The organism is Rhodococcus sp. 114MFTsu3.1, assembly GCF_000383555.1.
GTDB lineage: Bacteria > Actinomycetota > Actinomycetes > Mycobacteriales > Mycobacteriaceae > Rhodococcoides > Rhodococcoides fascians_E.
This window is the reverse complement of record NZ_KB911559.1, coordinates 113,331-139,219: the sequence shown is the minus strand read 5'-3', so window position 1 is coordinate 139,219 and position 25,889 is coordinate 113,331. Positions and strand designations below refer to the sequence as shown.

Here is a 25,889-nt window from a genome sequence, read left to right as displayed (position 1 = left end):
CGAATGACATTGCTGATTCGCGGAGCCGACGTCGTCGACGGAACCGGATCACCGCGCGTGCGTCGTGACGTCCTCGTCGACGGGGGCATCATCGCGGCCATCACCGAACCCGGCGTCACGACCGGCGCGGACAGGGTCATCGAGGCCGAAGCAGGGCATGTGCTCGCCCCCGGCTTCATCGACATGCACGCACATTCCGATCTTCGGTTGCTGACCGATCCAGGGCATTTCCCGAAAATCAGTCAGGGCGTGACCACCGAGGTCATCGGCCAGGACGGTATCGCCTACGCCCCGATCGACGACGCCACCCTCGACGTCGTACGTCGTCAGATCGCCGGCTGGAACGGCAACCCGTCGGACCTCGATTTTTCCTGGCGGTCGGTGGCCGAGTACCTGACGCGGCTCGATCAGGGCATCACACCGAACGCGGCGTACCTCGTACCTCAGGGCACGCTCCGGTATCTGGCCGTCGGCGGCGATCAGCGTCCGGCGACGCCTCGCGAGATCTCCCACATGCAGGAACTGCTTGCCCAGGGCCTGAGCGAGGGTGCCGTCGGGATGTCGAGCGGGTTGACGTACACACCCGGGATGTACGCCGATACAAGCGAACTCCGCGCATTGTGCGAGGTCGTCGCCGATTTCGGAGGCTTCTACGCTCCGCACACGCGATCGTACGGCGCAGGTGCGCTGGAGGCGTATCAGGAGATGCTGGATCTTGCGCGGGCGACCGGATGCGCGCTGCACCTCACCCACGCGACCATGAACTTCGGCGTGAACCGCGGCCGGGCGGGCGAATTCCTCGACAAGGTGGATTCTGCCATCGCCGACGGCTGCGACGTCACGCTGGACACCTACCCGTACCTGCCCGGAGCCACGACGCTGTCCGCATTGCTTCCGAGCTGGGCCATGTCCGGTGGGCCGGATCAGGCGCTTGCCCGTTTCGGCGACCCGGAGATGCGCGCTCGCATCACCGAGGACGTGAACGTGAACGGATCCGACGGCTGCCACGGTGTGACGGTCGAGTGGGAGACCATTCAGATCAGTGGTGTCGCGAATTCGGAACTGGACTCGCTGGTGGGCAAGACGATGGTGGACATCGCCGCCGAACGGGGCGAATCGCCGGTGGACTCGTTCTTCGACATCCTTGTACGCGACCAACTGGCGACGACGATTCTGCAGCATGTCGGGCACGAGGAGAACGTGCGCGCGATCATGGCGCATCCTCGGCACATGGGCGGAAGCGACGCCATTCTCGTCGGCGAACGCCCGCATCCACGGGCGTGGGGAACATTTCCGCGCTACCTGGGCCACTACGTGCGCGAGGAGAAGCTCCTCGACCTGGAGGACTGCGTCAACCACTTGACCGGACGACCGGCGGAGCGGCTCGGACTCACCGACCGAGGAACCATCGCAGTCGGCAACGCTGCGGACCTGGTCCTCTTCGATCCCGATACAGTCCGCGACACTGCGACTTTCGAGCAACCGAAGCAACAAGCCGTCGGTATCGGCCATGTGATCGTGAACGGCCGCCTCGCCATCGACGACGGACAACCCACTGGCATTCTTGCCGGACATTCTCTGAGAGCGGAACGATGAACGCACTGCAGACCATTCTCGACGACCGTGCCCTCGCCGTGGTGCGAGCACCCTCGATCTCCGATCCGCAGGCACTCGCCGAGGCATTGGCCAGGGGCGGTATCCGCGCCGTCGAGCTGACGTTCACGACGCCTGGCGTGCTCGACCTGCTGCGTGTGGCCGCCGACGCGGGTGCGGTGATCGGGGCCGGCACGGTTCTGACGTCCGAACAGACCCGGGCAGCGATCGACTCCGGCGCGCAATTCCTCGTCACCCCCGGGCTCCGACCGGCCGTCGCCGAAGTCGCCTCGGCACGCGGTGTTCCGCTGATGATGGGTGCTCTGACTCCCAGCGAGGTGATGGACGCGATCGACATGGGTGCTGCGGCCGTGAAGATCTTCCCGGCACGAGCCCTCGGTCCCGCGCACTTCAAAGACCTGCTCGGGCCGTTGCCGGACGCCAAGCTCGTCCCGTCCGGCGGCGTCAACGCCTCCAATGCCGCGGACTTCCTCGCCGTCGGCGCAGTCGCCGTCACCGCGGGAACCGACGTCGTCTCGCCCGCCGCCGTCGCATCCGACGACTGGGACGGTATCGCCGAACGCGCACAACGTTTCGTCACTTCTCTTTCACCGAAAGGCACTTCATGAGTACCGCCGTCGACTGGCTCAGGACATCCACCCCTGGCCTTCTCGTACTGTGTGGCCTGGCCATCGCCGTACTTCTCTTCGTCATCATCAGGGTCAAGCTCGAACCGTTCGTTGCCCTGCTGATCGTCGGACTCGGTCTCGCGCTGGCCGCAGGCCTGCCGGTGTCGGAGATCGTGGGTACAGCGATCAAGAGCAACGAGTCACTGCTGGAAACCGGGTTCGGTGGCATTCTCGGGCACATCGCGGTCATCATCGGACTCGGCACCGTACTGGGCGCCATCCTCGAACGATCCGGTGGAGCACAGGCTTTGACCTCCAAGCTCCTCGGGGTGTTCGGGGACCGCGGTGCGCCGATCGCGATGGGCCTACTGGGTCTCATCTTCGGCATCCCGGTGTTCTTCGACATCGGCATCTTCGTTCTCGCGCCGTTGGTCTACGTGGCAGCTCGCCAGGGCGGTAAATCGTTGGTGCTGTATGCACTTCCGATGCTCGCTGGCCTCTCGATGACCCACGCATTCCTACCGCCTCACCCCGGACCGGTCGCTCTCGGCGGACTGCTCGAGGTCAACCTCGGCTGGCTCATCCTCATGGGATTCGTCTGCGGTATACCGGGATTCATCGCTGCAGGCCTCGTCTGGGGCAACTGGATCGGCAAACGCGTCATCGTCGATGTGCCCGAGGACTTCGTGAACGAAGGCGACGACGCCGAGCCGACGGGCGGCATCGGCGTCGCGACCAAGCGTCCCGTCGTCACCACTCCCCCGTCGGTCGGACTCATCGGTGCGATCATCGCGGTCCCGCTCGTCCTCATCCTCGGCGCCACGTTCGGCAGCATCCTCCTCGACCCGGGCAATCTGCTCGAGGTGCTGACTTTCCTCGGCACACCGGCCGTCGCACTGCTCATCGCCGTGTTGATCGCGTTCTACGTTCTGGGGATCCGACGCGGTTCGACGGTTCAGGAACTGAGCACGTTGACCGGAGAATCCCTGCGTCCGGTCGGCATGTTGCTTCTGGTGGTCGGTGCAGGCGCCTTCTTCGGAAAGGTCATCTCGGCCACGGGAATCGGCACCGCCCTCGCCGACGCCATGGCCGCCGCCGGGTTGCCGATCATCGTCCTCGCGTACGTCATCAGCTGCGCGCTGCGTATCGCTCAGGGCTCGGCCACCGTCGCGATCGTGACGACCGGCGGAATCGTCGGACCTCTCGTTGCGGCGCAGGACTACTCACCGATGGCCACCGCGCTCGTCGCGATGTCGATCGCAGCGGGCTCCATCATTCTCAGTCACGTCAACGACGGTGGCTTCTGGATCATCGCGAAGTTCTTCAACATGACGGTCAAGCAGACACTGCAGACATGGACAGTGTTGGAAACGATTCTGTCGGTGGTCAGTTTCGCGGTGGCGGCAGTGCTCTTCGCCATCATCGCCTGACCCGTCGCGGCGCTAGAACTGGTCGCCGACGAAGTGAGTGTTGTCGGCGGACAGTTCGCGCTGGCCCGCGCGAGCCACGAGTGCATCGATTCTGCTGTCGAGGCTCTGCGCTTTCTGCATCACGTCCATGGTCCGCAGGTTGCCCTCCGCGTGGGTCACGAGATCCGCGACGCGCACCAGCGCTGCGACACGGTCGATGAGCTGAGACCACACGGTGCCGAGGGCAGTACGCCTGGTAGACACTTGGGCGCGGGTGGCGTCGTCGAACATCATCGCGGCGATGCCGTCGAGTTCGTCACCGATCCCCCGCAACGAATGCACGTCGACGGAAATCTGGGTCAGCTCGTCGATCAGGTCGAGTTGCGTGCGCTGGACGAGAAAATGATCGGACCGCCACGCCGGTGAGGTGTGGATTCGGTCCACCGAGTGACCGGCGAGGAACAACAGGGCTTCGAATTTGTCCAGGAACGCGTCGTCCCGTCGGTCCGCGTAGTCGACGACCACGCTCGCTGCCTTGTCCCCGAGCTCAGCGAACCGCGTGTTCCTGGCCGCCTCGGACATTCGTTCCGCCGCGGTCTCGAGCAAAGCCAACCCGGTGCGTTCCAGCGTCGTTCCCTGTTCGCGTCGAGGAACAGGGGTGTGCATCGTCGCGTCGAACAGCAGGTCACGCTGGTCGAGATCGAGGTGCAGACCGTCACGTCGATCCCGACGGACCGCCCGCACGCCGTGCGCGTAGTGCGTGCTGGAGAGCGTGAACTCCGCCCGCAGGTGGTCCAGTCGTTTCGCCAGTTCTGCGGCGCGCAGGCGGTACACCATCGCCGACCCAGGCTTGTTCTTCGTGTCCTTCGACAACCAGCGATCACGCTCGTCCGCCAGCACACGCACCGCACCGAACCCGCCGACGCTCGGCATCGACCTACCTGCTCGACGCCTGGCCGACAGCACCTCGCGCGTCGCCTCGTCGAGCCTTCCGGACGCTATCGCCAGGGCGGAGGCGTCGGACAACAACGGACGGCGGCCCTCGAGCCGTGCGTTCTCGCACCAGCGCCGCACTCGTTCCTCGACGCGTTCGCGCTCGGTTCCGATCTCCGGGTGTGCGGGCATTCTGGACTCCTCTGCCGTGTGTCGATATCCACTGTTCCAGAATTCTTCGATCGATGCGGCGGGAGCCCCGTCACACCGAGGCCGTCGGTACAGTTTCTCGGCGAGGGCCTTACCAGGCGTTCTCGATGACCTAGGTGCCCACAAGGCACGGACAAGGACGTGAAAATTCCATGAGCGAGACCTATACCGTCGGCGACTATCTACTGGATCGACTGGCCGAGCTGGGCGTCACCGAAGTGTTCGGTGTACCGGGCGACTTCAACCTCGAATTTCTCGACCACGTCGAGTCTCACGAGACCCTGAGATGGGTGGGCAACGCCAACGAGTTGAACGCAGGTTATGCGGCGGACGGGTACGGACGACTCCGCGGAATGTCCGCGCTGGTCACCACTTTCGGTGTCGGTGAGCTCTCCGCTCTGAACGCAGTGGCCGGCAGCTATGCCGAGCATGTTCCCGTCGTCCACATCGTCGGTGCGCCGTCCAAGGACGCTCAGGCTGCACGACGCCTGGTTCACCATTCGCTCGGCGACGGAGATTTCGAGCACTTTCTGCGCATGAGCCGCGAAATCACGTGTGCACAAGCGAATCTGACTCCGGCGACAGCCACACTGGAAATCGACCGTGTGCTGATGGAGGTTCGTCAGCAACGGCGGCCCGGCTAAATCCTGCTCTCGACCGACGTCGCGCGCGTGCCCACTTTCCCGCCGTCGGCGCCGCTGCGCTCCTACGACGACGCGACCAGTCCTGCCGCGCTCGAGGCGTTCACCGCCGCCGCCGCAGCAGTGATCGACGACCGGCAGGTGACGGTCCTGGCCGACTTGCAGGTCCATCGGCTCGGAGCGGTACCCCAGCTCGACGCGCTGCTCGCGGCCGACGACATCCCCTACGCGACGCTGATGTGGGGCAAGAGCCTCGTCGACGAGAGCTCGTCCAACTTCCTCGGCATCTATGCCGGTGCGGCCAGCGATGAATCCGTTCGCGCAGGGGTCGAGGATGCCGACGTGCTGGTCACGGCGGGCGTCCAGTTCACCGACATGGTGAGCGGATTCTTCAGTCAGCAGATCGACCCGAAACGCAACATCGATGTGGCGGTTCATCAGTCCTCGGTCGGCGGGCAGGTGTATGCACCGATGGAACTGCACGCGGCGCTCGGAGCCCTGACCGACATCCTTCGGTCTCGCGCGCACTCGGCACCGACGAAGGCACGGACACAGCACAACTCGGCACCCGAAGTGCACGATACCTCGACGGCGCTGACTCAGCACACATTGTGGAACACGGTCTCCGGCGCGCTCGAGGACGGAAACATCGTTCTCGCCGACCAGGGGACGTCGTTCTACGGCATGGCGTCGCACCGACTGCCGGCTGGAGTGACGTTCATCGGACAGCCGCTGTGGGCATCGATCGGATACACGCTCCCGGCTACGCTCGGCGCCGCTCTGGCAGAACCGAACCGCCGCACGGTTCTGTTGATCGGCGACGGCGCCGCGCAGCTGACGGTCCAGGAAATCGGCACACTCGCACGCGAGAAGCTCGCCCCCGTCATCATCGTGGTCAACAACGACGGCCACACCGTCGAGCGCGCCATTCACGGTGAGACGGCCGAGTACAACGACATCGTGTCCTGGGATTGGACAGCGATCCCCGCCGCGCTCGGCGTCGGTACCGAGCCCATCGTTCGGCGGGTCACGACAGTCGGCGAACTCCGCGATGCACTGAACGACGCAGCGGCACAACGAGACCGGATGGTCGTGATCGAGGCCGTCGTACCGCGGATGGACGTGCCTCCACTGTTGACTCAGCTGGCGACGGCAGCGAGCGCGGCGAACAAGTCCTGATTCACACGGGCGGGGCCGACGCGTCGGCGATGAGCTGTTTCCCGTCGTCCAGGCCTTCCCAGACGTTCCAGAACAGCACACCTTTCACTGCATCGGACTCGTCGACGTAATAGACGATGCCCTCGCTGGGCTTCGTCTTCCAGTCCTCCACCGTCTTCAACGACGTCGACACCGTGCCGACGGCCTGATATCCGTCGTCGAACACGTCGGAGTAGAAGTACGGGGTGTAGGTGTACGGGTCGGTGCCGCCCGCCATGATTCGACCGACCGCCTTACCCATCTCGTTGGCGTTGTCGACGTGCTCGATGCGTCGACGACCCAGGATCGCGTCGGGGTAGTTCGCAACGTCTCCCGCCGCGTGGATGTGCTCGTCGTCGGTCCGCAAGAACTCGTCGACGACGATGCCGTTGTCGGTTTTCAGCCCCGCTGCCTCGGCGAGGTCGGAGTTCGGGGTGACTCCGAGCCCGAACACCACTGCATCGGCTTCGAGAGCGGACCCGTCGTCGAGTTGTAGCTGAACCCGCGCCGACGCCTCGGCGCCCGACGTCACCTTCACTCCTCGGCGCACCGTCACACCGTGGTCGACGAAGCCCTGATCGAACGCCGTCGCCAGGGCGTCCGGGAACATGTGCGCACCGACCTTGGCGTCGGACGTGACCAACGTGACCTCGACGCCGTTCTGAACCAGGGCCGACGCGATCTCGGCGCCGATGTACCCACCGCCGACCACGGCGATGTGTGTCGCCGTCTGCAACTGCTCACGGAGCGCCCGGTAATCGGCGAACGTCCGGAAGTAGATCACCCGAGGACTCGGCGCGAGGTCGATCTGTCGGGGCGAGCCTCCCGTGGCCAGCAGCAGTTCGCCGTACTCGAATTCGTCACCCGAATCGGTGGCGACGGTCCGCTTCGCACGGTCGACGGACACCACCCGAGTGGTGGTATGTATCTCCGCGCCGGTCTCCGACGCCGTGTTCAGCGGGACCTGGTCACGTCCGAAATCCTTGTCGGTCCACAGTTTTTTCGACAGCGCGGGCCTGGTGTAGGGCTCGTCGCTGTCGGCGCCCAGAATTCCGATGGAACCCGTCTTGTCCAGCTCTCGAATTCCACGTGCAGCGTTGTCGGCGACCATTCCGCCGCCGACGATCAGATAGTCGTAGCGCACAATGCACTCCTTGCAGTAGACAACTGTCGGGTCGTCTACCCCGGATGCTCGTCAGACAATCACGACGTCGATCGATGCCCTCTCGAACGTCTCGATCTGCTCCCGAGTCGCGGCCGAATCCGTGACGAGCGTCGTACCGGGAGGAATGGGCGCCCAGGCGTGGAACGGCTTCTGCCCCAGCTTGGCCGAGTGCGCAAGTACATACGTACGTCCGGCGCGCTCCATCATCAGTTCCTTCAGCCGTGTCTGCTCGTACCCGGCTTCGCAGATACCGAATTCCGCTGTGACCGCGTCCGCCCCGAGAAACGCTCGGTCGAACGAGACACGCTGTAGCGACGCCTCGGCCAACGGACCCACGAAACCCTGGCTGAGGTGACGCAGCGTCCCGCCGATGCACTCGACGTGGACCGAGTCTGCGTCGGCCAACGACTCCAGCGCAGTCAGACCGGCTGCGATCACCGTCAAGTCCGTCGCCGATCGAAGAAATTCACCCATCGCGCCGACGGTCGTTCCTGCGTCGAGAAGGATGGTCTCCCCCGGCTCGACTTGCTCGGCCGCCCACGCCGAGATCTCGCGCTTGGCGTCGTACCCCTCGAGCGAGCGCTGTTTGATCGACGGTTCGCGGTGGCCGCTCAGCGCAATGGCTCCGCCGTACGTCCGTGCGAGCAGTCCGCGTTCGGTCAGATGGTTCAGGTCACGACGAATTGTCGACGCAGTCACCTCGAACAGCGAGGACAACTCGTCGACGCTCGTGAGTGCGCCCGATTTTGCCAGCCGAACGATTTCGCTACGCCGGATCTCCGATTCGCGCAATGACCCGCCCCCTTTTTCAGCTCAGTAGTGCTGGGCTGGTTGCCAATTCGGCCGCCTGCCGTAACGCCTCGACCATGCTACCGGCCTCGGCGATTCCTTTACCTGCGATATCGAATGCGGTTCCATGATCCACGGACGTCCGGATGACCGGAAGCCCCACGGTGATGTTGACGCCGGCCTCGATGCCGAGAACCTTCACCGGTCCGTGTCCCTGATCGTGGTACATCGCAACGATCAGGTCGTAGTCACCGCGACCTGCAAGAAAGAATGCGGTGTCCGCGGGCAGGGGGCCGACCGCATCGATCCCTTCGGATTTCAGCTTCTCGACAGCCGGGACGATCTTCAGGTCTTCTTCGCCGTATCCGAAGAGGCCGTTCTCCCCAGCGTGCGGGTTGATGCCGCAGACCCCGATCTTCGGGTTGTGATTGCCGGAACGTACCAGCGCCTCGTGTCCCCGCTTGATCGTGCGTTCGACCAGTCCAGGTTCAATCTTGGCGACAGCGTCGAGCAGACCGATGTGCGTTGTCACGTGAATGACCTTGAGTTTCGGTGTCGACAACATCATCGACACCTCCTCGGTGCCGGTCAGGTGCGCGAGCAGTTCTGTGTGGCCCGGAAAGATGTGCCCCGCAGCGTGCAGCGCTTCCTTGTTGAGCGGAGCTGTACAGATCGACTGCACTTCGCCCCGAACCGCGAGTTCGCTTGCCACTCGGATGTATTGGTAGGCGGCGTCACCGGCGACCGCGGAAAGTTGCCCCCACGGCAGATCTTCGGGGAGCAGGTTCAGGTCGATCACGTTGATGCGCGCCGGTGTGAACTCGGCATCGGTGACTGCGTCGACCACGACGATGTCGACCTCGATGCCGAGAACGTCCGCGGCGAGCGCCAGTCTCTTGGCGTCGCCGACGACGACCGGTCGGCACCGCTCGAGCGTCGACGGATCGATCATGGCGGGAACGATGACCTCCGGGCCGATGCCGGCGCCGTCGCCCATGGTCACCGCGATGTAGGGAGGGAGTGCTGAAGTCATGCCGATGCCTCACTGTGAGAGAGAAAATGGGAAGTGTCGTCGATGCCGCGCAGGTAGTTGCTCATCGAGATCAAGCTGTCGTGACCACCGAAGCTTCCGGGTCTGGTGGCGATCCACGACCCGTCCTCGGTGCGGGAGACCACCGCCCCGTCGTGCACTTCGGTGATCGGTACGAGTGTGGTGATCCCGAGAGCGTCGACTACGCGTCGGGCGGTCTCACCTCCGGTGAGAACGAGGCCGATCGCTCGGCCGCGCACCACCGATGCGACCAACTCCCCCAGAGCGTGCGACACCGAGCCCGCCAGTCTCGGATCGACGGGCCCGGCGACCGTGAGAACGGCGACGCCGCCGGCCAGCGCGGATCGGACGGTGTCAGGGTTCGCACGCCCGTTCACCAAGTCGTCGACATCGATCTGTACCGGGCACGCACCGGCGGCCACGGCATGTCGAACCTGTTCGGCAGCAACGGTTTCTGCGGTGCCCACCACTATCAGAGCAGGTACCGGCTCGAGATTGCCGCTGTCGACCCGAGCCGCGGGAAGTGTGCGCGCCACGGCTGCTGCGAGCGCCGACGTACCCACGAGACGAACACCCGGAATCGCTGCTGCCGCGGCCACCACTGCATCGAGGTCCGCGTCGGTCGCGGCATCGCAGACGGCGATCCCAGCGTCGAGCGCGGTAATCAGGTCGGAACTGTCGACGCCTGCGCCCACGAGAACGTGCGGGGCAGCACCGAGCATGGCGCCGATCGATGCAGGGGGCACAGCGTCTTCCATGTTCCATCGGCCGCTGAGGTGCAACGGAACTCCGTCGATGTGCAGAACACCGTTCACGGTGATCCGGTCGAGTGCAGGGAGAGCTGCGGCGATCACGACAGGGCCGGTTGCGGCGAGTACTCCCATCTCGGCTGCGATGTTGCCGCGAAGCATGGAGTCGATCTTCTTGATCACCTGGACGCTGGACGGGAGCTCCGAGACCGCGGCGTTCAGCTTCGCTGCTGCGTCTGCGGAAGACATCACCCTCGTACCGAGATCGACGACACGAACCTCGGCCGTCGACGGGACCACGCCAGTGGTGGCACCGGCGACGTCGATGGCGATGGCGACATCGCGTCCCAGGAACGCCGCCGCGCTTTCAGCGGCACCGGACAGATCGTCGGCAAGCACGAGAAGGTCTGGTCGAGCGTTCATCGATCGAACCTCCCAGTCCATATTGCGCTTTTCGCGCATCTCAACGTAACACTTCCGCGCGTTTCGCGCAGTAATTTCGCATGAGACGTTTTCACAACGAAGTCCCGGCGCATTGCACGATCGTCTGACCCGTGATGCTTCGACCGCTCGGCGACAACAGAAACGCAACGAGTTCGGCAATCTCCGCGGGATCGATCAGATGACCGAGAGGGGGTGTGATCGGCGGAGTACTACTGCGGCCGGGGTCGTTGAGCATCGGGGTGTCGGTCGGGCCCGGCGCTACGACATTCACCGTGATTCCCCGCTCCACCAACTCCATCGCCCAGGACCGTGCCATCCCCACCAGAGCCGACTTGGTCGCGACGTACTGACTCTTGCCCGCTACACCGGTCATGGTGCGGCTTCCGATCAGCACGACTCGCCCGCCTGTCGCTATCCGGGCCGACAGCCCGTCGACGAGTACCTCGGCTGCCGCGACATGCACGCGCCACATCTGCTCGCTGTGCGCAGGATCGAGAGCTCCCAGGCGGCCCGAACGCTGGACCCCGGCCGCATGGACCACTGCCGTCGGATCATCCAGAGTCCCGACGACCTCGGACACCGCCGCCGTGTCGGCCAGGTCGATACCGACCCACTCTCCGCCGAACTTCCCACGCGGCCGTGAGCGACTGAGACCGGTCACGCGCCACCCTCGATCGAGGAGCGTCCCGGCAACGGACGCGCCGATGCCACTGCTCACTCCTGTGACGATGGCGTGCGGAGTCACTGCGACTCACCGATCCACGCTCGCTCGAGCCGAACGTACTTGATCGCCTGACGAAAATAGGTGTAGGCGACATGGATCCGCCCGTCTGCCGTCTCTGCGATCGACGGATACGAGAATTCACGATTGGACCCGTCACGCGAATTGTTGGTCAGGCAGTAGCCGTCGCCCTCGTCGAGGTTGCGTCGAATCGGCCACGTGAGACCGCCGTCGCGCGAGACAGCGAGAGTCATCGGCGCCCGCGGCGCACCCCAGAACGCGGAGCGTGCGTCGCCGTCGTCGACAGGTGCCTCGACCGTGACATCGGAACCGTCGGCCAACCCGTCGTCGTCGATCTCGTCGTACAACGAGGTGCGCCGCGAAGTCGCGTCCAACGCCGACGAGTGGTTGTAGACAAGGGCCACCCCTCCGTCCGCGAGACCGACCGCTTGGACCGAAGAGTTGTTGTTGGGAAGTTCGGTGGGTACCGGCGCAGTCCACGTCTCGCCGTCGTCGGTAGAGATGCTGCGATACACGAAATCGGCCCAGCGGCTGCGATACAGCGCGACCAACGACGCGTCGGGTCTCACCACCACGTCCATGTGCACACACCCGACACTCTCCGGAACGACGGCCTCGCGCCACGTGGCGCCGTCGTCGTCCGAGATCATGACACCGCTGTAGTCACGGTCGCCGACCCACTTCCGTCCCTCGATCTTCACGCAGTGGAACACCGGAAGCAGCAATCGTCCCGACGCCGTCTCGACGACCGGCTGACGAACGAACACCCCGCCCGCATCGGATTCGGGAATCAGGACATGCGCGTCGCCCCAGGTGACCCCGCCGTCGTTCGAGATGCGCCTCAGCACTCGTGCGGTGTCCTGGTTACCGGCATGCTGTGATGTCCACAGCAACCAGATCACACCCGAATCGCGAACGAAGAGAACCGGATTCTGCTCGGATCTGGTCGGATCGTCGGAAAGCTGCACCGGGGTGGTCCACATCTGCGAACCCACCTCGAGTCGGGAAAACCACACGCTGATATCCGGTACACCCTCCTGGGTTCCAGCGAACCACACGCAGCCGAGCGCTCCGTCCGGCAGCACCGCCAGATTGGCGGCGTGGTTCTGCACCTGGGGTGCGGGCAGGAACGCGTCGGCGCGTCCGGCGGCGTCCGTGGAACGAACCACACCGTCGGCGAGAAGATCGCCCGGGGTGAGGAAACTTGTGTTGCTCATGTTGTCCTTTTCTCTTCCCACTCAGGATCGGAGGGTGACCGCGGCCATGTCGTACGAGTTGGTCGGCCTCAGACCGATGCCGTCGATTCGGTTGCGCCGCGCGATGACCGTCTTCGGCACGAAGGACCACAGACATGGCCAGGTGTCCCAGATGCGGCGCTGCGCGTCGGCGAGCGTTTCTTTCCGGCTCACCGGATCCGTATCCTCGGATGCCTTCGCGATCAGGCCGGCGATTTCGGGAAAGATGTAGCCATGGTATGTATCTCGGGTTTCTTCCTTCGCCGCGGTACCTGCGTACATACCTTGCATGATCGTGACGGCCAATCCCGTGGGGCTGGGATAACCGTTGCCGAGGATGTCCCAGTCACCGGCTTTGCCCTGTCGCCAAGTCGAGATGTCGCCGCCGGGCTCGAACTGCTGAAGTGTCGCACGCACTCCCACTGCCGACAGCATCTGCAACACCGATTCCATGATGTCGGTGTCCGCGGCGAATTCTCCCGTTTCCCATATGATCTTGAGCTCCAGATCCGACACGCCCAGCGCGTCGAGTTCGGCGCGCGCGCGGGCAGGATCGTATTCGTATTCTCCCGTTTCGATCGCACCGTCGAGAATTCCTGGAACGACACCACGCGACGGTGTCGCCGCACCCTGCATGACCTGGTCGATGAGCGCATTTCCGTTGATCGCGTAGCTGAGCGCACGTCGCACCCGAGGGTCCGCGAGCGGATGCCCAGCAGGCTTGCGGAAGTTGTAGAACAGCTGATTGAGCCGCACTCCGTCGACCCGCTCGACGGTGACGCCCGCCAATCCGGCGAGCTGATCGGCAGCATCCGGCGTGATCGCATCGATGACGTCCACCTCGCCACTGCGCAACGACACGACGCGATTCGACTCGTCGGGAACAAAACGAATGTTCACCGATTCGACCGACGGCGCGGCTCCCCAGTAGGTCGGATTCCGCGCCAGCGAATAGTTTCCCGTCCCGCGATCGGACTCCGTCACGACATAGGGCCCCGTTCCGACTCCGCCCTGCAAGTCTTCGGGCACATTCTGCGCCGCGGGCGTGATGAGGATGTTGGACATCAGATAGTCGAGCACCGGCACCGGGCGTTCGGTGTCGAGGGTGAACGTCGACTCGTCTATCTTGCCGACGGTCGGCCATTCCGGAAAGAATCCGCCGACGAACGAACCGCTGACCTGGGGGTACATACGCAGGGCGGTATCGACGTCCTCGACTCTGACCGGACTGCCGTCGGAGTAGGTGACACCGGGACGCAGGTGAACGAGCCAGCGCGTCGGGGCCACCAGTTCGAAGCTGTCGGCCAGAACCAACTGCACCTTCAGGTTCGTATCGATGGTCGTCAGCGCCTCGCGGACGGCACGTTGGACGGTCAGGGCGGCGTCGAACTGCAGGAGCTTGTTGTCGAGGCTGACCATCGATCGGTTCATCGCCAGGCTGACCGTGTCCGGTCCGGGCTTACCGGTCGGGGTAGCGCATGCTGTCACTCCGCCCAGGGACAGTCCTGCGCCGAGGATCAAGCCGCCACGGAACAGGTTTCGGCGTGAGAACGGCTGGCTGACAAAGCTTTCGGTCATCGTTGACCCCTCGTTACTGTCACATCGATATGCGTGTGCCGAGTCAGGGCCGGGGCGCCGCACTCGACAGAAGTGATCGTGAACACACTCGGGACTGTACACGGAGTTGCTCGAAATACGCAGGAATAATTTTCTGCTTGCGCAATTCGCGCAGTAGTGCCATTGTGAGCTGAGTAACAACGGGCCGTTGCCGGACGTGTGTGCAACCGGGCCCGCATCGAACGCAGCAGTGTTATCGAAAGGTCGACGATGACCCAGGCAACTCGAGGAACGGGGGTGGGGAGATGACGCAGCTGACCGCCGCTCCCCCGAGCGTTCCTGCGGCCAAGTCCCGCAAGGACTCTCCGCTTCCGGCGTTCCTCACCGCGCCGACCACCAGGTACGTGGTTCGCCGGCTCGGACAGAGCCTCCTCACCATCTTCTTGACTCTCACCACCGTTTTCGTACTGATACGCATGGCACCGGGTGACCCCGCGTACTCGATGGCGGGCCCCTTGGCCTCCACGGAGGATCTCGCGCAGATTCGCGTGAATCTCGGCCTGGATCAGTCAGTCGTCACCCAGTACCTGCTGTATTTGAAGGGACTGTTCACTCTCGATCTGGGCACGTCCTACTCCTTCCAAGCCCCCGCGCTCGAAGTTGTGCTGCAGCGCATTCCGTACACGGTCACGCTGGCTCTCGCAGCGATCTTGTTGACGACCCTTGTCTCGATCCCACTCGGTATCTGGATGGCGAAGCGCGCCGACACCCGGCGCGAGCTCGGCGCCAACGTCGTCACGATCGCGGGACAGTCGATGCCGGACTTCTGGACCGGGTTGATGCTGCTCACTTTCTTCGCTGTGCTGGTCCCGGTGCTCCCCGCCGCCGGCTTCACGACGTGGTCGAGTCTGCTGCTCCCCGCACTGACCGTCGCCGTCCTGCAGATCGCATTGATCTCACGCATGGTTCGACGAGAGATGGTCAACGCCTACTCGTCTCCCTATGTCACAGTCGCTCGATCTCGCGGAGTGTCCGAACGGGAGATCACGTGGCGATACGCGCTCCGCAACTCGTCGATTCCTGTCGTGACCGCACTGGGCACCCGCTTCGCGTCGATGCTCAACGGTGTCGTCGTCGTCGAGGTCGTGTTCGCCTGGCCCGGTGTCGGTTCGCTGGTCGTGCGAGCACTCGAAACCCGCGACTACCCGCTGATCCAAGCAACAGTTCTCGTGACCGCAGTTCTCGCGGTGCTCGTGCAACTCGCCGTCGACCTCTGCTATCCGCTCCTCGACCCCCGTGTCCGTCTCGGGAAGGCAGCCCACTGATGACCGTCGTCGCCCCATCCGACAAGCCAACGCGTCCCAGCGCCGTCACCGCCAAGGATTTCGCCGCCGCGGGCGCAACCCTACGCGCACGCGACAGCCGTGTGAAGATCTGGATCGGCACAGTCTGCGCCCTGACCGTCATCCTTCCGGTCGCCCTGGCACGAGTACTGCCACTGGCGTCGCCCGACGCCACCGACCTCGCCCAACGCAGGTTGCCGCCGCTGACCGACGGACATCTGTTCGGCACGGACCAACTCGGCCGCGATCTTCTCTCCCGCGTGCTCTACGGCGGACAGGTATCCCTGACCGTCGGAATTCTCGCAGTCGTGGTCTCCGGCATCATCGGTCTCGTTCTCGGATCGCTCGCCGGTTTCCTCGGCGGCTGGGTCGACACCGTGGTCTCCCGCTTGCTCGAGGCACAGTTGTCCCTGCCGCTGCTGATGATGCTGCTCCTCGTCGTAGCACTGTTCGGCCCTTCCATCCCGGTCATCACGTTCGTCATCGCCATCGCGCAATGGCCGGAAATCGCACGTCTGACAAGATCCCTGGTGCTGGTCGAACGCGAGAAGCCCTACGTCGCCGCTGCTCGGGTGCTCGGACTCGGCCGGATCGCGATTCTCCTCCGACACGTCGTGCCGAACATCTTCAAGCAGGCCTCGCTCGTCGTACTCCTGCTTCTGGCACAGGCCGTCCTGCTGGAAAGTGCGTTGAGCTACCTCGGTGCAGGTCCGCAGCGACCGTTCGCGACGTGGGGCCGGATCATCTCCGACGGTCAGGACTACATCACCACATCGTGGTGGCTCGTCACCCTGCCCGGCCTCGTCATCGTGCTCCTGGTGGTCGGAGTCAACCTCCTCGGCGACGGTCTCCGTGATCGACCGGCCGGCTTCGGCCGCTTCGGTCTCTTCCCCCGATTCGGAAAGGGTGCGTAAGTCATGGGAAACCTACTGAAGGTGGACGAACTCCAGATCGAACTCGTCACCGACAAGGGCGTCATCCGGGCCGTCGACGGTGTGTCGTTCTGCATCGACGCCGGTGAAACCGTCACGATCATCGGTGAATCCGGCTCCGGTAAGTCGACGACGGCAATGGGCCTGCTGGGGCTGTTGCCGTCGGATCTCGCGGTGATGTCAGGATCGGTGACCTTCAAGGACACCGAGATCCTCGGTAAGGACAAGCAGCTGAGCAAGATTCGCGGGAAGCACATTGCACTGATTCCGCAGGATCCGATGACGGCGCTGTCCCCGGTTCACACCATCGGCAACCAATTGAAGGAAGCTGTCCGGCACAGCGGAGTAACGGGAAAGTCCAAGCAGACCGCTCGCTGCATCGAGCTCCTCGAACAGGTTCGCATCCCCGACCCGAAAATCCAGTTGGGCAAGTATCCCCATCAGATGTCGGGCGGCATGCTTCAGCGTGTGCTGATCGCCAGTGCTCTTGCGTCGAGCCCGGAATTGATCGTCGCCGACGAGCCCACCAGCGCCCTCGATGTCACGGTGCAGGCCAGCATTCTCGACCTGCTGATGGAGCTGCAGGAACGAACCGGCATCGGGATGCTGGTCATCACCCACGATCTCGGTGTGGCACGGTTGGTGTCGGACCGCATCTACGTCATGAAGAGCGGTGTCTTCGTCGAGGACGGCGGCGCGGAAGAACTCGTCGGAGCGCCCCGGAATCCGTACACCAAGAAGCTGCTCGACGCGATCCCGCACCTCGGGACGTGGAACCAGAGTGCCGGCCAACCAGAACGAGTCGAGGTAACGGTATGACCACTCCATTGCTGTCGGTGGAGAATCTCGTCGTCGAGTACCCCGTCGCCGACGGCGTGTTCCGAGCTGTCGATTCGGTGAGCTTCGCGGTCGACAAAGGCAAGACGCTGGCCGTTGTCGGTGAATCGGGCTGCGGAAAGTCGACGATCGCGAAATCCATCGTCCGTCTGCTCACCCCCACCTCGGGCCGCATCGTCGTCGACGGAACGGACATCGCCGGACTGTCCGAGAAGTCCCTGCGCCCGTTCCGATCTCGCGTACAGATGGTGTTCCAGGATCCGTACGGATCCCTCGATCCTCACCTGACCGCAGTGGACATCGTCGGTGAACCACTGCGGCTGAAAGGAATTCGTCGCAAGTCCGATCGAGCCAGGAAGGCCGCGAGACTCATCGACCAGGTAGGCCTGCCGAGCACTGCACTGAACCGTCGACCGGTCGAATTCTCGGGTGGCCAACGTCAACGCATCGGCATCGCCCGCGCACTCGCGTCCGGGCCGGAAATTCTGGTGTGCGACGAGGCGACGAGCGCCCTCGATGTGTCCGTGCAGGCGCAGGTCCTGAACCTGTTGCGGGAAATCCAGCAGGACACCGGCCTCACCTACGTCTTCATCTCGCACAATCTGGGTGTCGTCCGCGAGATCAGTGAAACCGTCGTCGTGATGAGCAAGGGCCGCATCGTCGAAGGAGGCGACACCGAGGAGGTGCTCGCACGCCCCAAGGAGCCCTACACCCGGGCGCTGCGCGCAGCTGCCCTCGACCCGGCGACAATGGTCGGAATCAAGCCTCGTCACATCGTGTCTCGCCTGTCCACCCCTTCCGTAGGAGCTCCTGTATGACCTCGCTCGACATTTCCCCACTCGTACTGGGCACCATGACGTTCGGCGACACCGTCGACGCCGCCGGTTCTGCGAAGATGTTCGATGCAGCAGTCGACGCAGGCATCACCCACATCGACACCGCGAACGGGTACGCAGGAGGTGAGTCCGAGCGGATACTGGCGGACCTGCTCGCAACGCGTCGCGATCGGGTGACCCTCGCGACGAAAGCGGGAATGCCCAACCCTGACGCCGGGGACAACAGCCCGTTGTCACCGAAGGGTCTTCGTCTGAGCGTGGAGGCAAGCCTGGCTCGACTGAAGACGGACTACGTCGACCTGTTCTATCTGCACCAGCCGGATCGCGCGACACCGATCGCCGACACCCTGGCAACCGTCGCCGAACTGGTGCATGAGGGCAAGATTCGTGCTCTGGGCGTCTCGAACTTCGCGGCGTGGCAGATTGCCGAGGCAAATCGGGTAGCCGACGAGGTCGGCGCGCCGCGACCGATGGTTGCGCAGCAGCTGTACAACCTCCTCGCCCGGAGGATCGAAGAGGAATACGTCGAGTTCGCCGACGTGACCGGATTGATCACGATGGTGTACAACCCGCTCGGTGGCGGGTTGCTCACCGGCAAACATTCCCTGGACGCGACACCGACCGACGGCCGATTCGGAGACTCACGCCTGGCTGCCATGTACCGCGAACGGTACTGGAACACAGCAATTTTCGACGCTGTCGCGCAGCTCACCACGATCGCCGGCGACGCGGGCGTGCCGCTGACCGAACTTGCCCTGCGGTGGCTGGCGTCCAAGGCTGCCGCAGGCCCCATCCTGCTGGGTGGATCCAAGGTCGAGCACCTGCAGTCGAACATCGCCGCGATCGCGAAAGGCCCACTCGGCTCCGACGTCGTGGATGCGTGTGACGACGTCGGCTCCGCGCTGCGTGGACCGATGCCGAACTACAACCGCTGAAAGGCCCTCTACACATGTCTGCACAGGAATTCGCCGCTCGCGTCAGAAACCGGGAGCGCATCCTCGGCTACTGGTCCGTCATCGACAGCCCGGTCTCCACGGAGTGGCTCGCCCATGTCGGCTGGGACTACATCGCACTCGACCTGCAGCACGGATTGATCGGATACTCCGGAATGCTCGCCGGGCTCACCGCCATCGATGCAGCCAACGGCCCCGCCGGACTGATCAGGGTCGAAGCGAACAACGCGACGGTCATCGGGCGTGCGCTGGACGCAGGTGCGGCGGGCGTCATCGTTCCGCTCGTCGACACGGCAGCAGACGCAGCGGCGGCGGTCTCGGCGGCAACGTATCCCCCCACCGGCATTCGGTCCTACGGTCCGATGCGCTCGCAGCTTCGAATCGGACCCAACCCTGCCGATGCCGACCGTGACACCGTTGTGCTGGCGATGATCGAGACGCCTCAGGGCCTGGCCAACGTCGAGGAGATCTGTGCCGTTCCAGGTCTCGACGGTGTCTACGTCGGCCCGTCCGATCTGCGACTCGCGGTGGGTGGATCGTCACCGACCGACGCCTCCGTGGACGAGCAGTTCGAGGCTGCGCTCGTCCGGGTGTGCCGAGCCGCGGCCGCAGCAGGCATCACGGCCGGCATCCACACACCGTCCGGCGCTGTGGCAGCCAAGCGCTTGGACGAGGGGTACACACTGGCGACCGTCGCGTCGGACCTGACACATCTCAAAGCTGTGTCCGCCGATCATCTGAAGGCCGCCCGCGGCTGACCGAGCACGCCGCTGACCGACCACATCGACATGGCGCTTCGCCCCTGGTGACACGCCTTCGTGACACCGGGGGCGCTCGTGTGTGACCAGCAGCGGACGTGGAAATCGGCGCTCATCGCAAAGTTCATCCAGTACGCAAGGCTCACGGCTACGAAGACTCAATGTGGGACGAACATCGACCGCCGCTGTCAGGAACACCGCGCTCGCTCGCGGTGTTGCTTCGACGGGTGGCAGGCACCGGGTGGCTGCGGATTGTTGGCAGCATCACAGCTTCAGATGGTTGGCCCAGCCCACAAGACTGGGCATCTTGGTAGGGGCCACGAAACATCGTTGACACATAGAGCGACCGTGTAACAGTTCCGAGGAGCGAAACGAATCATTCCTCAGGACGCGAACAAAAGGAGACGATGTGACTTTGCAGATCGATTCGCTCGCTATCAGCGCCGACGAAGCACCAACGCACGACGTACAGATCGACCAGCTCCACGAGCAGGTCGAGACGCTCGACGCCGATATCCTGGGCGCTATCGAGCTCCGCACCGAACTGGTGCGCAAACTGGCTGCAGCCACAAGCGACGCAGCCGTATCGACCACCACGTCGACTTTCGACGAGCTGGGTTCCGACGGTTCGGCCCTGTCGCGGATGCTCGCCCGCATCGCCTCGGTGACCCGCTAGAACCGTTACATCCCCCTCCTTGTTTGCCACGAGGCCCCGAGCAGCACTGCTGCTCGGGGCCTCGTCGTCTGTGCGGTCAGGGTGACCGGACCGACTAGAGCGCGCGCACGGCACCGCCGTCGACAGTGACCGTCGAGCCGGTGATGTACGACGCGGCCGGCGACGCCAGGAACGCGACGGTACGTCCGAACTCCTCCGGATCGCCGATACGACCGAGCGGGATCCGAGCCAACGCGTCGTCGGACACGGCGCCGCCCCGGGACGTGTCGAATCGCCCGGGAAGGACGCTCACGACCCTGATTCCTCGTGGCCCGAGCTCGTCGGCGATGTCCTTGGCCACCATCGCCAAGCCGGGGCGCAGTCCGTTGGACACGCCGAGGCCCGTCAACGGCGACTTCACCGATGTCGACAGCACGAACACGATGGCACTTCCGTCGGTCATGACCTTCGCCGCTTCGCGGGCCAGTCGCACCGCCCCGAGGAACACGGACTCGAACGACGCAGTCCAATCCTCGTCGGCGGCATCGAGGGCGGTGCTCGGCGGAGGTCCACCGACACTCACGACGAGACCGTCCAGCTTGCCCCAGTGCGCGATGGCCGACTCGACGAGCAACTGTGCGCTCGCGGGATGGCCGTTGTCGGCGACCATTCCGTGCACCGCGTTGGGTCGGTGCGCGCCCAGTTCGGTCACTGCCTCGTCGACCTTGGTCTGTGACCGGGAGGCCACCGTCACCTTCGCTCCCTCACGAAGCAGCTCACGCGCGGACGCGAATCCCAGCCCTTCGGTTCCTCCGGTGACGACGAACGCTTTACCCGACAGACCCAAATCCATGAACTCTCCTCTTGTTCGAACAGCGTCGACGCGCCGCTTCCGGCTTGCATGACGTGTTCCCATCTTGCTACAGGCGAGTCGTCCCCCCGAATGCGGTAGAAAGTCGATGTCGGATCCGCGATGAATTCACGATTCGTCCGTTGTCGATACACACGAGACTTCCACGCCGAATGAATGGAGACCCCAATGTCCCGAATGCTGTTCGCCAACATGCCCGTCAAGGACGTCACTGCCACCCGCGCTTTCTTCGGCGGACTGGGCTTCGAGTTCAACGACGTGTTCAGTGACGAGAACTGTGTATCGATGGTCGTGAGCGAGCAGGCGACGGTGATGTTCCTGGCGGAACCTCGCTTCAAGGACTTCATCTCCGACGCGATCACCGACACGACGCAGTCGCGAGAGGTGCTGATGTGTATCAGCGCCGACAGTCGCAACGAGGTCGACTCACTCGTCGACGCGGCGATCACCGCCGGAGGGTCGAGTTGGATGGAGCCTCAGGATCACGGGTTCATGTACGGGCGTGCGTTCCGTGATCTCGACAACCACGTGTGGGAAGTCATGTGGATGGACCCCAGCGCCGTGCCGTCCGAATAGTCGGGGACGGGCCAGGTGGGGCTATCTCGACCTCCCTGTCAGAGGCGCTCGGGTAGACCGAATTTCTCGAACAGAGTCAGGTCGAAGAAGCACGCCACGTGGCCCACTCTGCCCGCCTCGATGTCGACGACGTGGAGTTGGAACGGCAGGTGGATTCCGTCCTCGTTCCGCATGTACAGCCCGTAGGCGGGCTGACCGTTGGCCGACGTCGCGACCATCCGCATGTCGCCCGCTCGCTGCGCCGGACAGTTTCCACGGATGAGGGTGCCGATGTTCTCGGCCCCTTGGTACCACCCTTCGAACGGCGGCATCTCCCACACTGCGTCCTGGGTGAACAGAGTCACGAGCTGGTCGATGTCGTAGCGTTCGAAACTGTCGACGTACTTGGCCAGCAATTCCCTGGTCTCGGCGGCTGCCGGCTCGACGACATCGTTTTCCGACGGCATGACCTCGTCGAGTTGCGCTCGTGCGCGTTGAAGCAGACTGTTCACCGCGGTCGTGGTGGTCGCCAGGGCTTCCGCTACTTCGGACGCCTTCCACTGCAGCACCTCACGCATCAGCAATGCTGCTCGTTGACGTGCCGAGAGGTGCTGCAGGGCAGCGATGAACGCCAGTCTGATGGTGTCCCTGCCGACGACGATCGATGCGGGATCGTCCGAATCCGCGAGCTCGGAATCCGCGATGGGCTCGAGCCACGCAATTTCGTGCGTCGCCACCAGGTCGTCGGTGGGGTCCGAACTCGGTGCGCCGAGCCCCGTCGGCAGCGGACGCTTGGACTTGCCGTCGAGCGCCGTGAGGCAGGTGTTGGTGGCGATGCGATACAGCCAGGTCCGCATCGACGAGCGCCCCTCGAACTTGGAGTAGCCCTTCCACGCGCGGATGTACGTTTCCTGCACGAGATCCTCGGCGTCGTGAATCGAGCCCGTCATGCGGTAGCAATGAGCGAGCAGCTCACGACGATACGGATCGAACTGCGCTACGAATGCGTCGCCCTCTGCGACCGTGGCCGTCATGAGTGAAGAGACTAATCCCACAGTCCGACGAACGCCCGACCGATCGGACGAATAGTTGTGCCGACGCGGCCGATCACGCAGGGCGCGCCGACGACGGCGTCGGTCGGCTCGTTCCCCTGTCGAAGCAGATAAAGTGTGGAAAGCCCGTGGGGCATGATCGGAGGCGCGGACGGTGACAGCGTCGACGAACATCGACGATCTGGTCGACGAGGCCTACGCCGAACGTCGTCGGGCATGGCAGGCCGCGCTGGTGACGGCCCAGAATTTTCTGGAGACCATCGCGGACGAGATCCTCGACAACGTCGACCGAGATCGGCTCAATGCGCAGACCGCCCGAATCAAGGATCCGGTGCGGGCAGCCGACAAACTGCGGCGGAAGATCACGGAAGGCCGGATCGTCGAGCCGAGGACCATCGACGAGGTCGTGGAATCCCTGCCGGATCTGATCGGCATCAAGGTTCTGTGCAAGAGCCCGCGGGATCTTCACGCCTTCGTGGACGCGTTGGAACGCGCGTGCACCGACCCGGAATGCTCGGTGCGCTTCGCCCGGAACCCGACCGACTACGTCGCGTTCCCCAAACCGAGTGGATACCGCGCCTACCACGCGATTCTGGTCATCCGCGTCGCCACCCACCAGGGTGATCTGATCGTGAACGTCGAAGTCCAGGTCAAGACGAGGCTGCAGGACGCCTGGGGTGAACTCACCCACGAGGACATGTACAAGCCAGGTGAGGCTCTCAAGCCGACGGAGGCGCACACCGAGTACGCCCGGCAGATGGCAGAGCTTCTCCTCCAGGTCGACTTGATGGCGGACGACCTCGCGGCGCAGCTCGATTCACAGACGGCCGTCGCGAAGGGCGCCGTCGTCGAACCGGTCCCGAGGGACTCGGCCATCATCTCTGCTCGAGTCACCCGTACCGGTCCGAGGTATGCGTTGGCCGTCGGACCGGACGGTCGCCGGGGACTCATCCCCGCGCGTTCGGTCAAGGCGGTGATCGGCGCCAAGGACCGCATTGCCGTCGACGACTATCTCGAAGTCGGTGACGTCGTGGAGGTCGTCGTGGAGGACACCGCCGACGCTCTGTACTACCACTTGTCCTCTCAACCCCCGTCGAATCGTCCGCGCAAACGGCGAGTGTGACCGAACGACCGTGCCCGAGCGCTGTCACCTGCACTTCTCAGGTTGATCCAAGAAATGTCGGGTAGACAGCATTTCCTGTGACTGCAACCGAGATCTCCCCGCCCACTGCGGCCGAATCGGTCGAGGAACCCCGGGACACGCGAATCCGGCGTGCACGGCCCACAGCCGACGTCGTCGTCCCGGTGACGGCGTTCGCGGTACTCGCGACGCTGTACTCGCTGTTGTCCGTGCTCGGCCACCGACAGCTCCGCACGTCCGGATTCGATCTCGGAATCTTCGTGCAACAGATCTCGTCGTACGCCGAGTTTCGGGCGCCGACGTCCGATCTCCTGGGCACCGGTTACAACACCCTGGGCGACCACTTCTCCCCGATCACCGCACTGCTGGCACCGGTCTATCGCCTGTTCCCGTCGCCGGAGACGTTGCTGATCGCGCAGGCGGTTCTGTTCGCGCTGGCAGTCGTTCCGCTGTCCAGGTGGGCGGTCCGTGAGTTCGGCACGGCGACAGGCATCGCGGTGGCGTTCGCCTACGGCCTGTCCTGGGGTGTGCAGGCCGCCCTGAACTTCGACTTCCACGAAATCGCGTTCGCCGTGCCACTGATGGCCATGTCTCTCGTCGCCCTGGGCAATCGTCGATGGCTACCGGCCTTGGCGTGGGCGCTCCCGCTGGTGTTCGTCAAGGAGGACATGGGTCTGACGGTTGCCGTCATCGGCAGTCTGGTCGCATTCTGGACCACCGGACGCACCCGCGCGCTCGGAGCTCTCACAGCCGTCTGGGGCCTCGGCTGGGTCGTCCTCGCCGTCAAGGTGATCATCCCGCTGCTCAGTGCCGACGACTCGTACGGTCAGGGATCGAAGTTGCCTCCCCTCGGGTCGGGCATTGCCGATACCGCCCACGGTGTCGTCGCAGGTGACTCACGCGCAGCGACTGCCTTCCTCCTCCTTGCCGTGACCGCGTTCGTTGCGCTGCGCTCGCCGCTCCTGCTGGTCGCGGTCCCCACCGTCGCGTGGCGATTCCTCAGCGACAACACCAACTTCTGGAAGCCGATATTCCATTACAACGCGATCCTGATGGTCGTCGTCTTCGCGGCCCTGATCGACGCCGTCGTGCGGTGCCGCAGGCACGAGCAACTCACCGAGCGCGGGCAACGCACGATCTTCACGGCCGTGGCTGCGTTCGCGATCGTCGCCCTTCCGTTTCTTCCCATGGCTCGCCTGGCGACAGCCGACGGGTGGTCGACCGATCCACAGGTGACCGCGTCCCACGCCATCTCCGACGCCATTCCCGCAGATCGGACGATCGCGGCGTCGAACAATCTGGTTCCACAGTTCGTCGCCACGCACGACGTCTCCGTGTTTCCGCAACGCGCGACGAACACCGAGGCACCGGACTGGATCGTCGTCAACCGCAGCGATCCTGCCGGATGGCCGACGGACGGTGCGGGCGACGACAAGGCGGTCGCCGACGCGGTGGCGTCGGGCTACGTGCTTCGATTCGTCGACGCCGGAATCGAAGCGTTCGAGCGGCCGTGATGATCGAGCTGTCCAGGCGAATTGACAAAGGCTAGCCTTATCTTAGTAGTCTGACCTCTCCGGGTGCCGCTTCATCGAAGCAGCGACGCCCTGCCCTG

Annotated in this window: 23 protein-coding genes and 1 pseudogene; 14 read left to right on the top strand and 10 right to left on the bottom strand. The window is 64.3% G+C overall.

Features of this window, described 5'->3' with window-relative positions; translation table 11 throughout:
• Window positions 1-3: 3 nt before the first annotated feature.
• Genes H292_RS0123630 through H292_RS0123620 form a run of 3 tightly spaced genes read left to right on the top strand, consistent with a single transcriptional unit; the run spans window position 4 to window position 3,652 of the window.
• Window positions 4-1,596 carry an N-acyl-D-amino-acid deacylase family protein gene (locus H292_RS0123630; protein ID WP_020113050.1) on the top strand — a complete coding sequence of 531 codons (1,593 nt, stop codon included), beginning with the start codon at window positions 4-6 and terminating at the stop codon, window positions 1,594-1,596.
• Entirely contained in the window at window positions 1,593-2,222 is a 630-nt protein-coding gene (locus H292_RS0123625; protein WP_019666663.1) for a bifunctional 4-hydroxy-2-oxoglutarate aldolase/2-dehydro-3-deoxy-phosphogluconate aldolase, read from the top strand. The genes H292_RS0123630 and H292_RS0123625 overlap by 4 nt, the downstream gene beginning before the upstream one ends.
• Window positions 2,219-3,652 (top strand): GntP family permease, encoded by a 1,434-nt coding sequence (locus H292_RS0123620; RefSeq protein WP_019666664.1) that lies wholly within the window; start codon window positions 2,219-2,221, stop codon window positions 3,650-3,652. The genes H292_RS0123625 and H292_RS0123620 overlap by 4 nt, the downstream gene beginning before the upstream one ends.
• Window positions 3,653-3,664: 12 nt before the next feature.
• Here H292_RS0123620 and H292_RS0123615 read toward each other — a convergent pair whose 3' ends face one another.
• Window positions 3,665-4,756, bottom strand: coding sequence for a hypothetical protein (locus H292_RS0123615; RefSeq protein ID WP_020113049.1), 1,092 nt, complete (start codon window positions 4,754-4,756; stop codon window positions 3,665-3,667).
• Between the two features lie 170 nt (window positions 4,757-4,926).
• Here H292_RS0123615 and H292_RS27490 point away from each other — a divergent pair.
• A pseudogene (locus H292_RS27490) lies at window positions 4,927-6,594 on the top strand (alpha-keto acid decarboxylase family protein).
• Window position 6,595: 1 nt separating this feature from the next.
• Here the strand turns inward: H292_RS27490 and H292_RS0123605 are convergent.
• From H292_RS0123605 to H292_RS0123575, 7 genes are all read right to left on the bottom strand, one after another.
• Window positions 6,596-7,756, bottom strand: coding sequence for an NAD(P)/FAD-dependent oxidoreductase (locus H292_RS0123605; protein WP_020113046.1), 1,161 nt, complete (start codon window positions 7,754-7,756; stop codon window positions 6,596-6,598).
• Window positions 7,757-7,807: 51 nt separating this feature from the next.
• Complete coding sequence (locus tag H292_RS0123600) at window positions 7,808-8,569, bottom strand: DeoR/GlpR family DNA-binding transcription regulator (RefSeq protein WP_020113045.1); 762 nt, start codon at window positions 8,567-8,569, stop codon at window positions 7,808-7,810.
• Window positions 8,570-8,585: 16 nt separating this feature from the next.
• Window positions 8,586-9,599, bottom strand: a complete 1,014-nt coding sequence (gene pdxA, locus H292_RS28675) for a 4-hydroxythreonine-4-phosphate dehydrogenase PdxA (RefSeq protein WP_027499042.1) — start codon at window positions 9,597-9,599, stop codon at window positions 8,586-8,588.
• The gene (locus H292_RS28670; protein WP_231383914.1) at window positions 9,596-10,789 is read right to left on the bottom strand and encodes a four-carbon acid sugar kinase family protein; all 1,194 of its coding nucleotides are present in this window, start codon (window positions 10,787-10,789) and stop codon (window positions 9,596-9,598) included. Before H292_RS28670 ends, pdxA begins: the two co-directional genes overlap by 4 nt.
• A gap of 91 nt (window positions 10,790-10,880) precedes the next feature.
• Window positions 10,881-11,555, bottom strand: a complete 675-nt coding sequence (locus H292_RS0123585) for an SDR family NAD(P)-dependent oxidoreductase (protein ID WP_020113044.1) — start codon at window positions 11,553-11,555, stop codon at window positions 10,881-10,883.
• Window positions 11,552-12,769: a sialidase family protein gene (locus H292_RS0123580; protein WP_027499041.1), complete on the bottom strand. Its 1,218-nt coding sequence runs from the start codon at window positions 12,767-12,769 to the stop codon at window positions 11,552-11,554. The genes H292_RS0123585 and H292_RS0123580 overlap by 4 nt, the downstream gene beginning before the upstream one ends.
• Window positions 12,770-12,790: 21 nt before the next feature.
• Window positions 12,791-14,365, bottom strand: coding sequence for an ABC transporter substrate-binding protein (locus H292_RS0123575; protein WP_020113042.1), 1,575 nt, complete (start codon window positions 14,363-14,365; stop codon window positions 12,791-12,793).
• 284 nt (window positions 14,366-14,649) lie between these two features.
• On the opposite strand from H292_RS0123575, the gene H292_RS0123570 reads away from it, so the two are divergent.
• The 7 genes from H292_RS0123570 (at window position 14,650) to H292_RS0123535 (ending at window position 20,679) form a co-directional block, all read left to right on the top strand.
• A complete protein-coding gene (locus H292_RS0123570; protein ID WP_020113041.1) occupies window positions 14,650-15,669 on the top strand; it encodes an ABC transporter permease in 1,020 nt (339 codons plus the stop codon).
• Window positions 15,669-16,601, top strand: coding sequence for an ABC transporter permease (locus H292_RS0123565; RefSeq protein ID WP_020113040.1), 933 nt, complete (start codon window positions 15,669-15,671; stop codon window positions 16,599-16,601). The genes H292_RS0123570 and H292_RS0123565 overlap by 1 nt, the downstream gene beginning before the upstream one ends.
• Window positions 16,602-16,604: 3 nt before the next feature.
• On the top strand, window positions 16,605-17,438 hold the full coding sequence (locus tag H292_RS27480) for an ABC transporter ATP-binding protein (protein WP_020113039.1): 834 nt from the start codon (window positions 16,605-16,607) through the stop codon (window positions 17,436-17,438).
• Entirely contained in the window at window positions 17,435-18,274 is an 840-nt protein-coding gene (locus tag H292_RS27475; RefSeq protein WP_020113038.1) for an ATP-binding cassette domain-containing protein, read from the top strand. The genes H292_RS27480 and H292_RS27475 overlap by 4 nt, the downstream gene beginning before the upstream one ends.
• A complete protein-coding gene (locus H292_RS0123550) occupies window positions 18,271-19,227 on the top strand; it encodes an aldo/keto reductase (RefSeq protein ID WP_020113037.1) in 957 nt (318 codons plus the stop codon). The genes H292_RS27475 and H292_RS0123550 overlap by 4 nt, the downstream gene beginning before the upstream one ends.
• Before the next feature lie 14 nt (window positions 19,228-19,241).
• Entirely contained in the window at window positions 19,242-20,003 is a 762-nt protein-coding gene (locus H292_RS0123545; protein WP_020113036.1) for an HpcH/HpaI aldolase family protein, read from the top strand.
• Window positions 20,004-20,412: 409 nt separating this feature from the next.
• Entirely contained in the window at window positions 20,413-20,679 is a 267-nt protein-coding gene (locus tag H292_RS0123535; RefSeq protein ID WP_019666671.1) for a hypothetical protein, read from the top strand.
• Between the two features lie 94 nt (window positions 20,680-20,773).
• Here the strand turns inward: H292_RS0123535 and H292_RS0123530 are convergent, their stop codons facing one another.
• Window positions 20,774-21,511 carry an SDR family oxidoreductase gene (locus tag H292_RS0123530; protein WP_019666672.1) on the bottom strand — a complete coding sequence of 246 codons (738 nt, stop codon included), beginning with the start codon at window positions 21,509-21,511 and terminating at the stop codon, window positions 20,774-20,776.
• 186 nt (window positions 21,512-21,697) lie between these two features.
• Between H292_RS0123530 and H292_RS0123525 the strand changes: the two genes are divergently transcribed.
• Entirely contained in the window at window positions 21,698-22,105 is a 408-nt protein-coding gene (locus H292_RS0123525) for a VOC family protein (RefSeq protein ID WP_027499038.1), read from the top strand.
• A gap of 38 nt (window positions 22,106-22,143) precedes the next feature.
• Here the strand turns inward: H292_RS0123525 and H292_RS0123520 are convergent, their stop codons facing one another.
• Window positions 22,144-23,118, bottom strand: coding sequence for a sigma-70 family RNA polymerase sigma factor (locus H292_RS0123520; RefSeq protein ID WP_020113034.1), 975 nt, complete (start codon window positions 23,116-23,118; stop codon window positions 22,144-22,146).
• A gap of 172 nt (window positions 23,119-23,290) precedes the next feature.
• Between H292_RS0123520 and H292_RS0123510 the strand changes: the two genes are divergently transcribed.
• Complete coding sequence (locus H292_RS0123510) at window positions 23,291-24,259, top strand: GTP pyrophosphokinase (RefSeq protein ID WP_019666676.1); 969 nt, start codon at window positions 23,291-23,293, stop codon at window positions 24,257-24,259.
• Window positions 24,260-24,336: 77 nt separating this feature from the next.
• Window positions 24,337-25,791: a DUF2079 domain-containing protein gene (locus H292_RS0123505; RefSeq protein WP_020113033.1), complete on the top strand. Its 1,455-nt coding sequence runs from the start codon at window positions 24,337-24,339 to the stop codon at window positions 25,789-25,791.
• The last annotated feature ends 98 nt before the right edge of the window (window positions 25,792-25,889 follow it).

Bases quoted from the DNA above. Each gene is read 5' to 3' on its own strand.
- H292_RS0123630 (WP_020113050.1), top strand. From the start codon at position 4: ATGACATTGCTGATTCGCGGAGCCGACGTCGTCGACGGAACCGGATCA.
- H292_RS0123625 (WP_019666663.1), top strand. From the start codon at position 1,593: ATGAACGCACTGCAGACCATTCTCGACGACCGTGCCCTCGCCGTGGTG.
- H292_RS0123620 (WP_019666664.1), top strand. From the start codon at position 2,219: ATGAGTACCGCCGTCGACTGGCTCAGGACATCCACCCCTGGCCTTCTC.
- H292_RS0123615 (WP_020113049.1), bottom strand. From the start codon at position 4,756: ATGCCCGCACACCCGGAGATCGGAACCGAGCGCGAACGCGTCGAGGAA.
- pdxA (WP_027499042.1), bottom strand. From the start codon at position 9,599: ATGACTTCAGCACTCCCTCCCTACATCGCGGTGACCATGGGCGACGGC.
- H292_RS28670 (WP_231383914.1), bottom strand. From the start codon at position 10,789: ATGAACGCTCGACCAGACCTTCTCGTGCTTGCCGACGATCTGTCCGGT.
- H292_RS0123580 (WP_027499041.1), bottom strand. From the start codon at position 12,769: ATGAGCAACACAAGTTTCCTCACCCCGGGCGATCTTCTCGCCGACGGT.
- H292_RS0123575 (WP_020113042.1), bottom strand. From the start codon at position 14,365: ATGACCGAAAGCTTTGTCAGCCAGCCGTTCTCACGCCGAAACCTGTTC.
- H292_RS0123570 (WP_020113041.1), top strand. From the start codon at position 14,650: ATGACGCAGCTGACCGCCGCTCCCCCGAGCGTTCCTGCGGCCAAGTCC.
- H292_RS0123565 (WP_020113040.1), top strand. From the start codon at position 15,669: ATGACCGTCGTCGCCCCATCCGACAAGCCAACGCGTCCCAGCGCCGTC.
- H292_RS27480 (WP_020113039.1), top strand. From the start codon at position 16,605: ATGGGAAACCTACTGAAGGTGGACGAACTCCAGATCGAACTCGTCACC.
- H292_RS27475 (WP_020113038.1), top strand. From the start codon at position 17,435: ATGACCACTCCATTGCTGTCGGTGGAGAATCTCGTCGTCGAGTACCCC.
- H292_RS0123550 (WP_020113037.1), top strand. From the start codon at position 18,271: ATGACCTCGCTCGACATTTCCCCACTCGTACTGGGCACCATGACGTTC.
- H292_RS0123545 (WP_020113036.1), top strand. From the start codon at position 19,242: ATGTCTGCACAGGAATTCGCCGCTCGCGTCAGAAACCGGGAGCGCATC.
- H292_RS0123530 (WP_019666672.1), bottom strand. From the start codon at position 21,511: ATGGATTTGGGTCTGTCGGGTAAAGCGTTCGTCGTCACCGGAGGAACC.
- H292_RS0123525 (WP_027499038.1), top strand. From the start codon at position 21,698: ATGTCCCGAATGCTGTTCGCCAACATGCCCGTCAAGGACGTCACTGCC.
- H292_RS0123520 (WP_020113034.1), bottom strand. From the start codon at position 23,118: ATGACGGCCACGGTCGCAGAGGGCGACGCATTCGTAGCGCAGTTCGAT.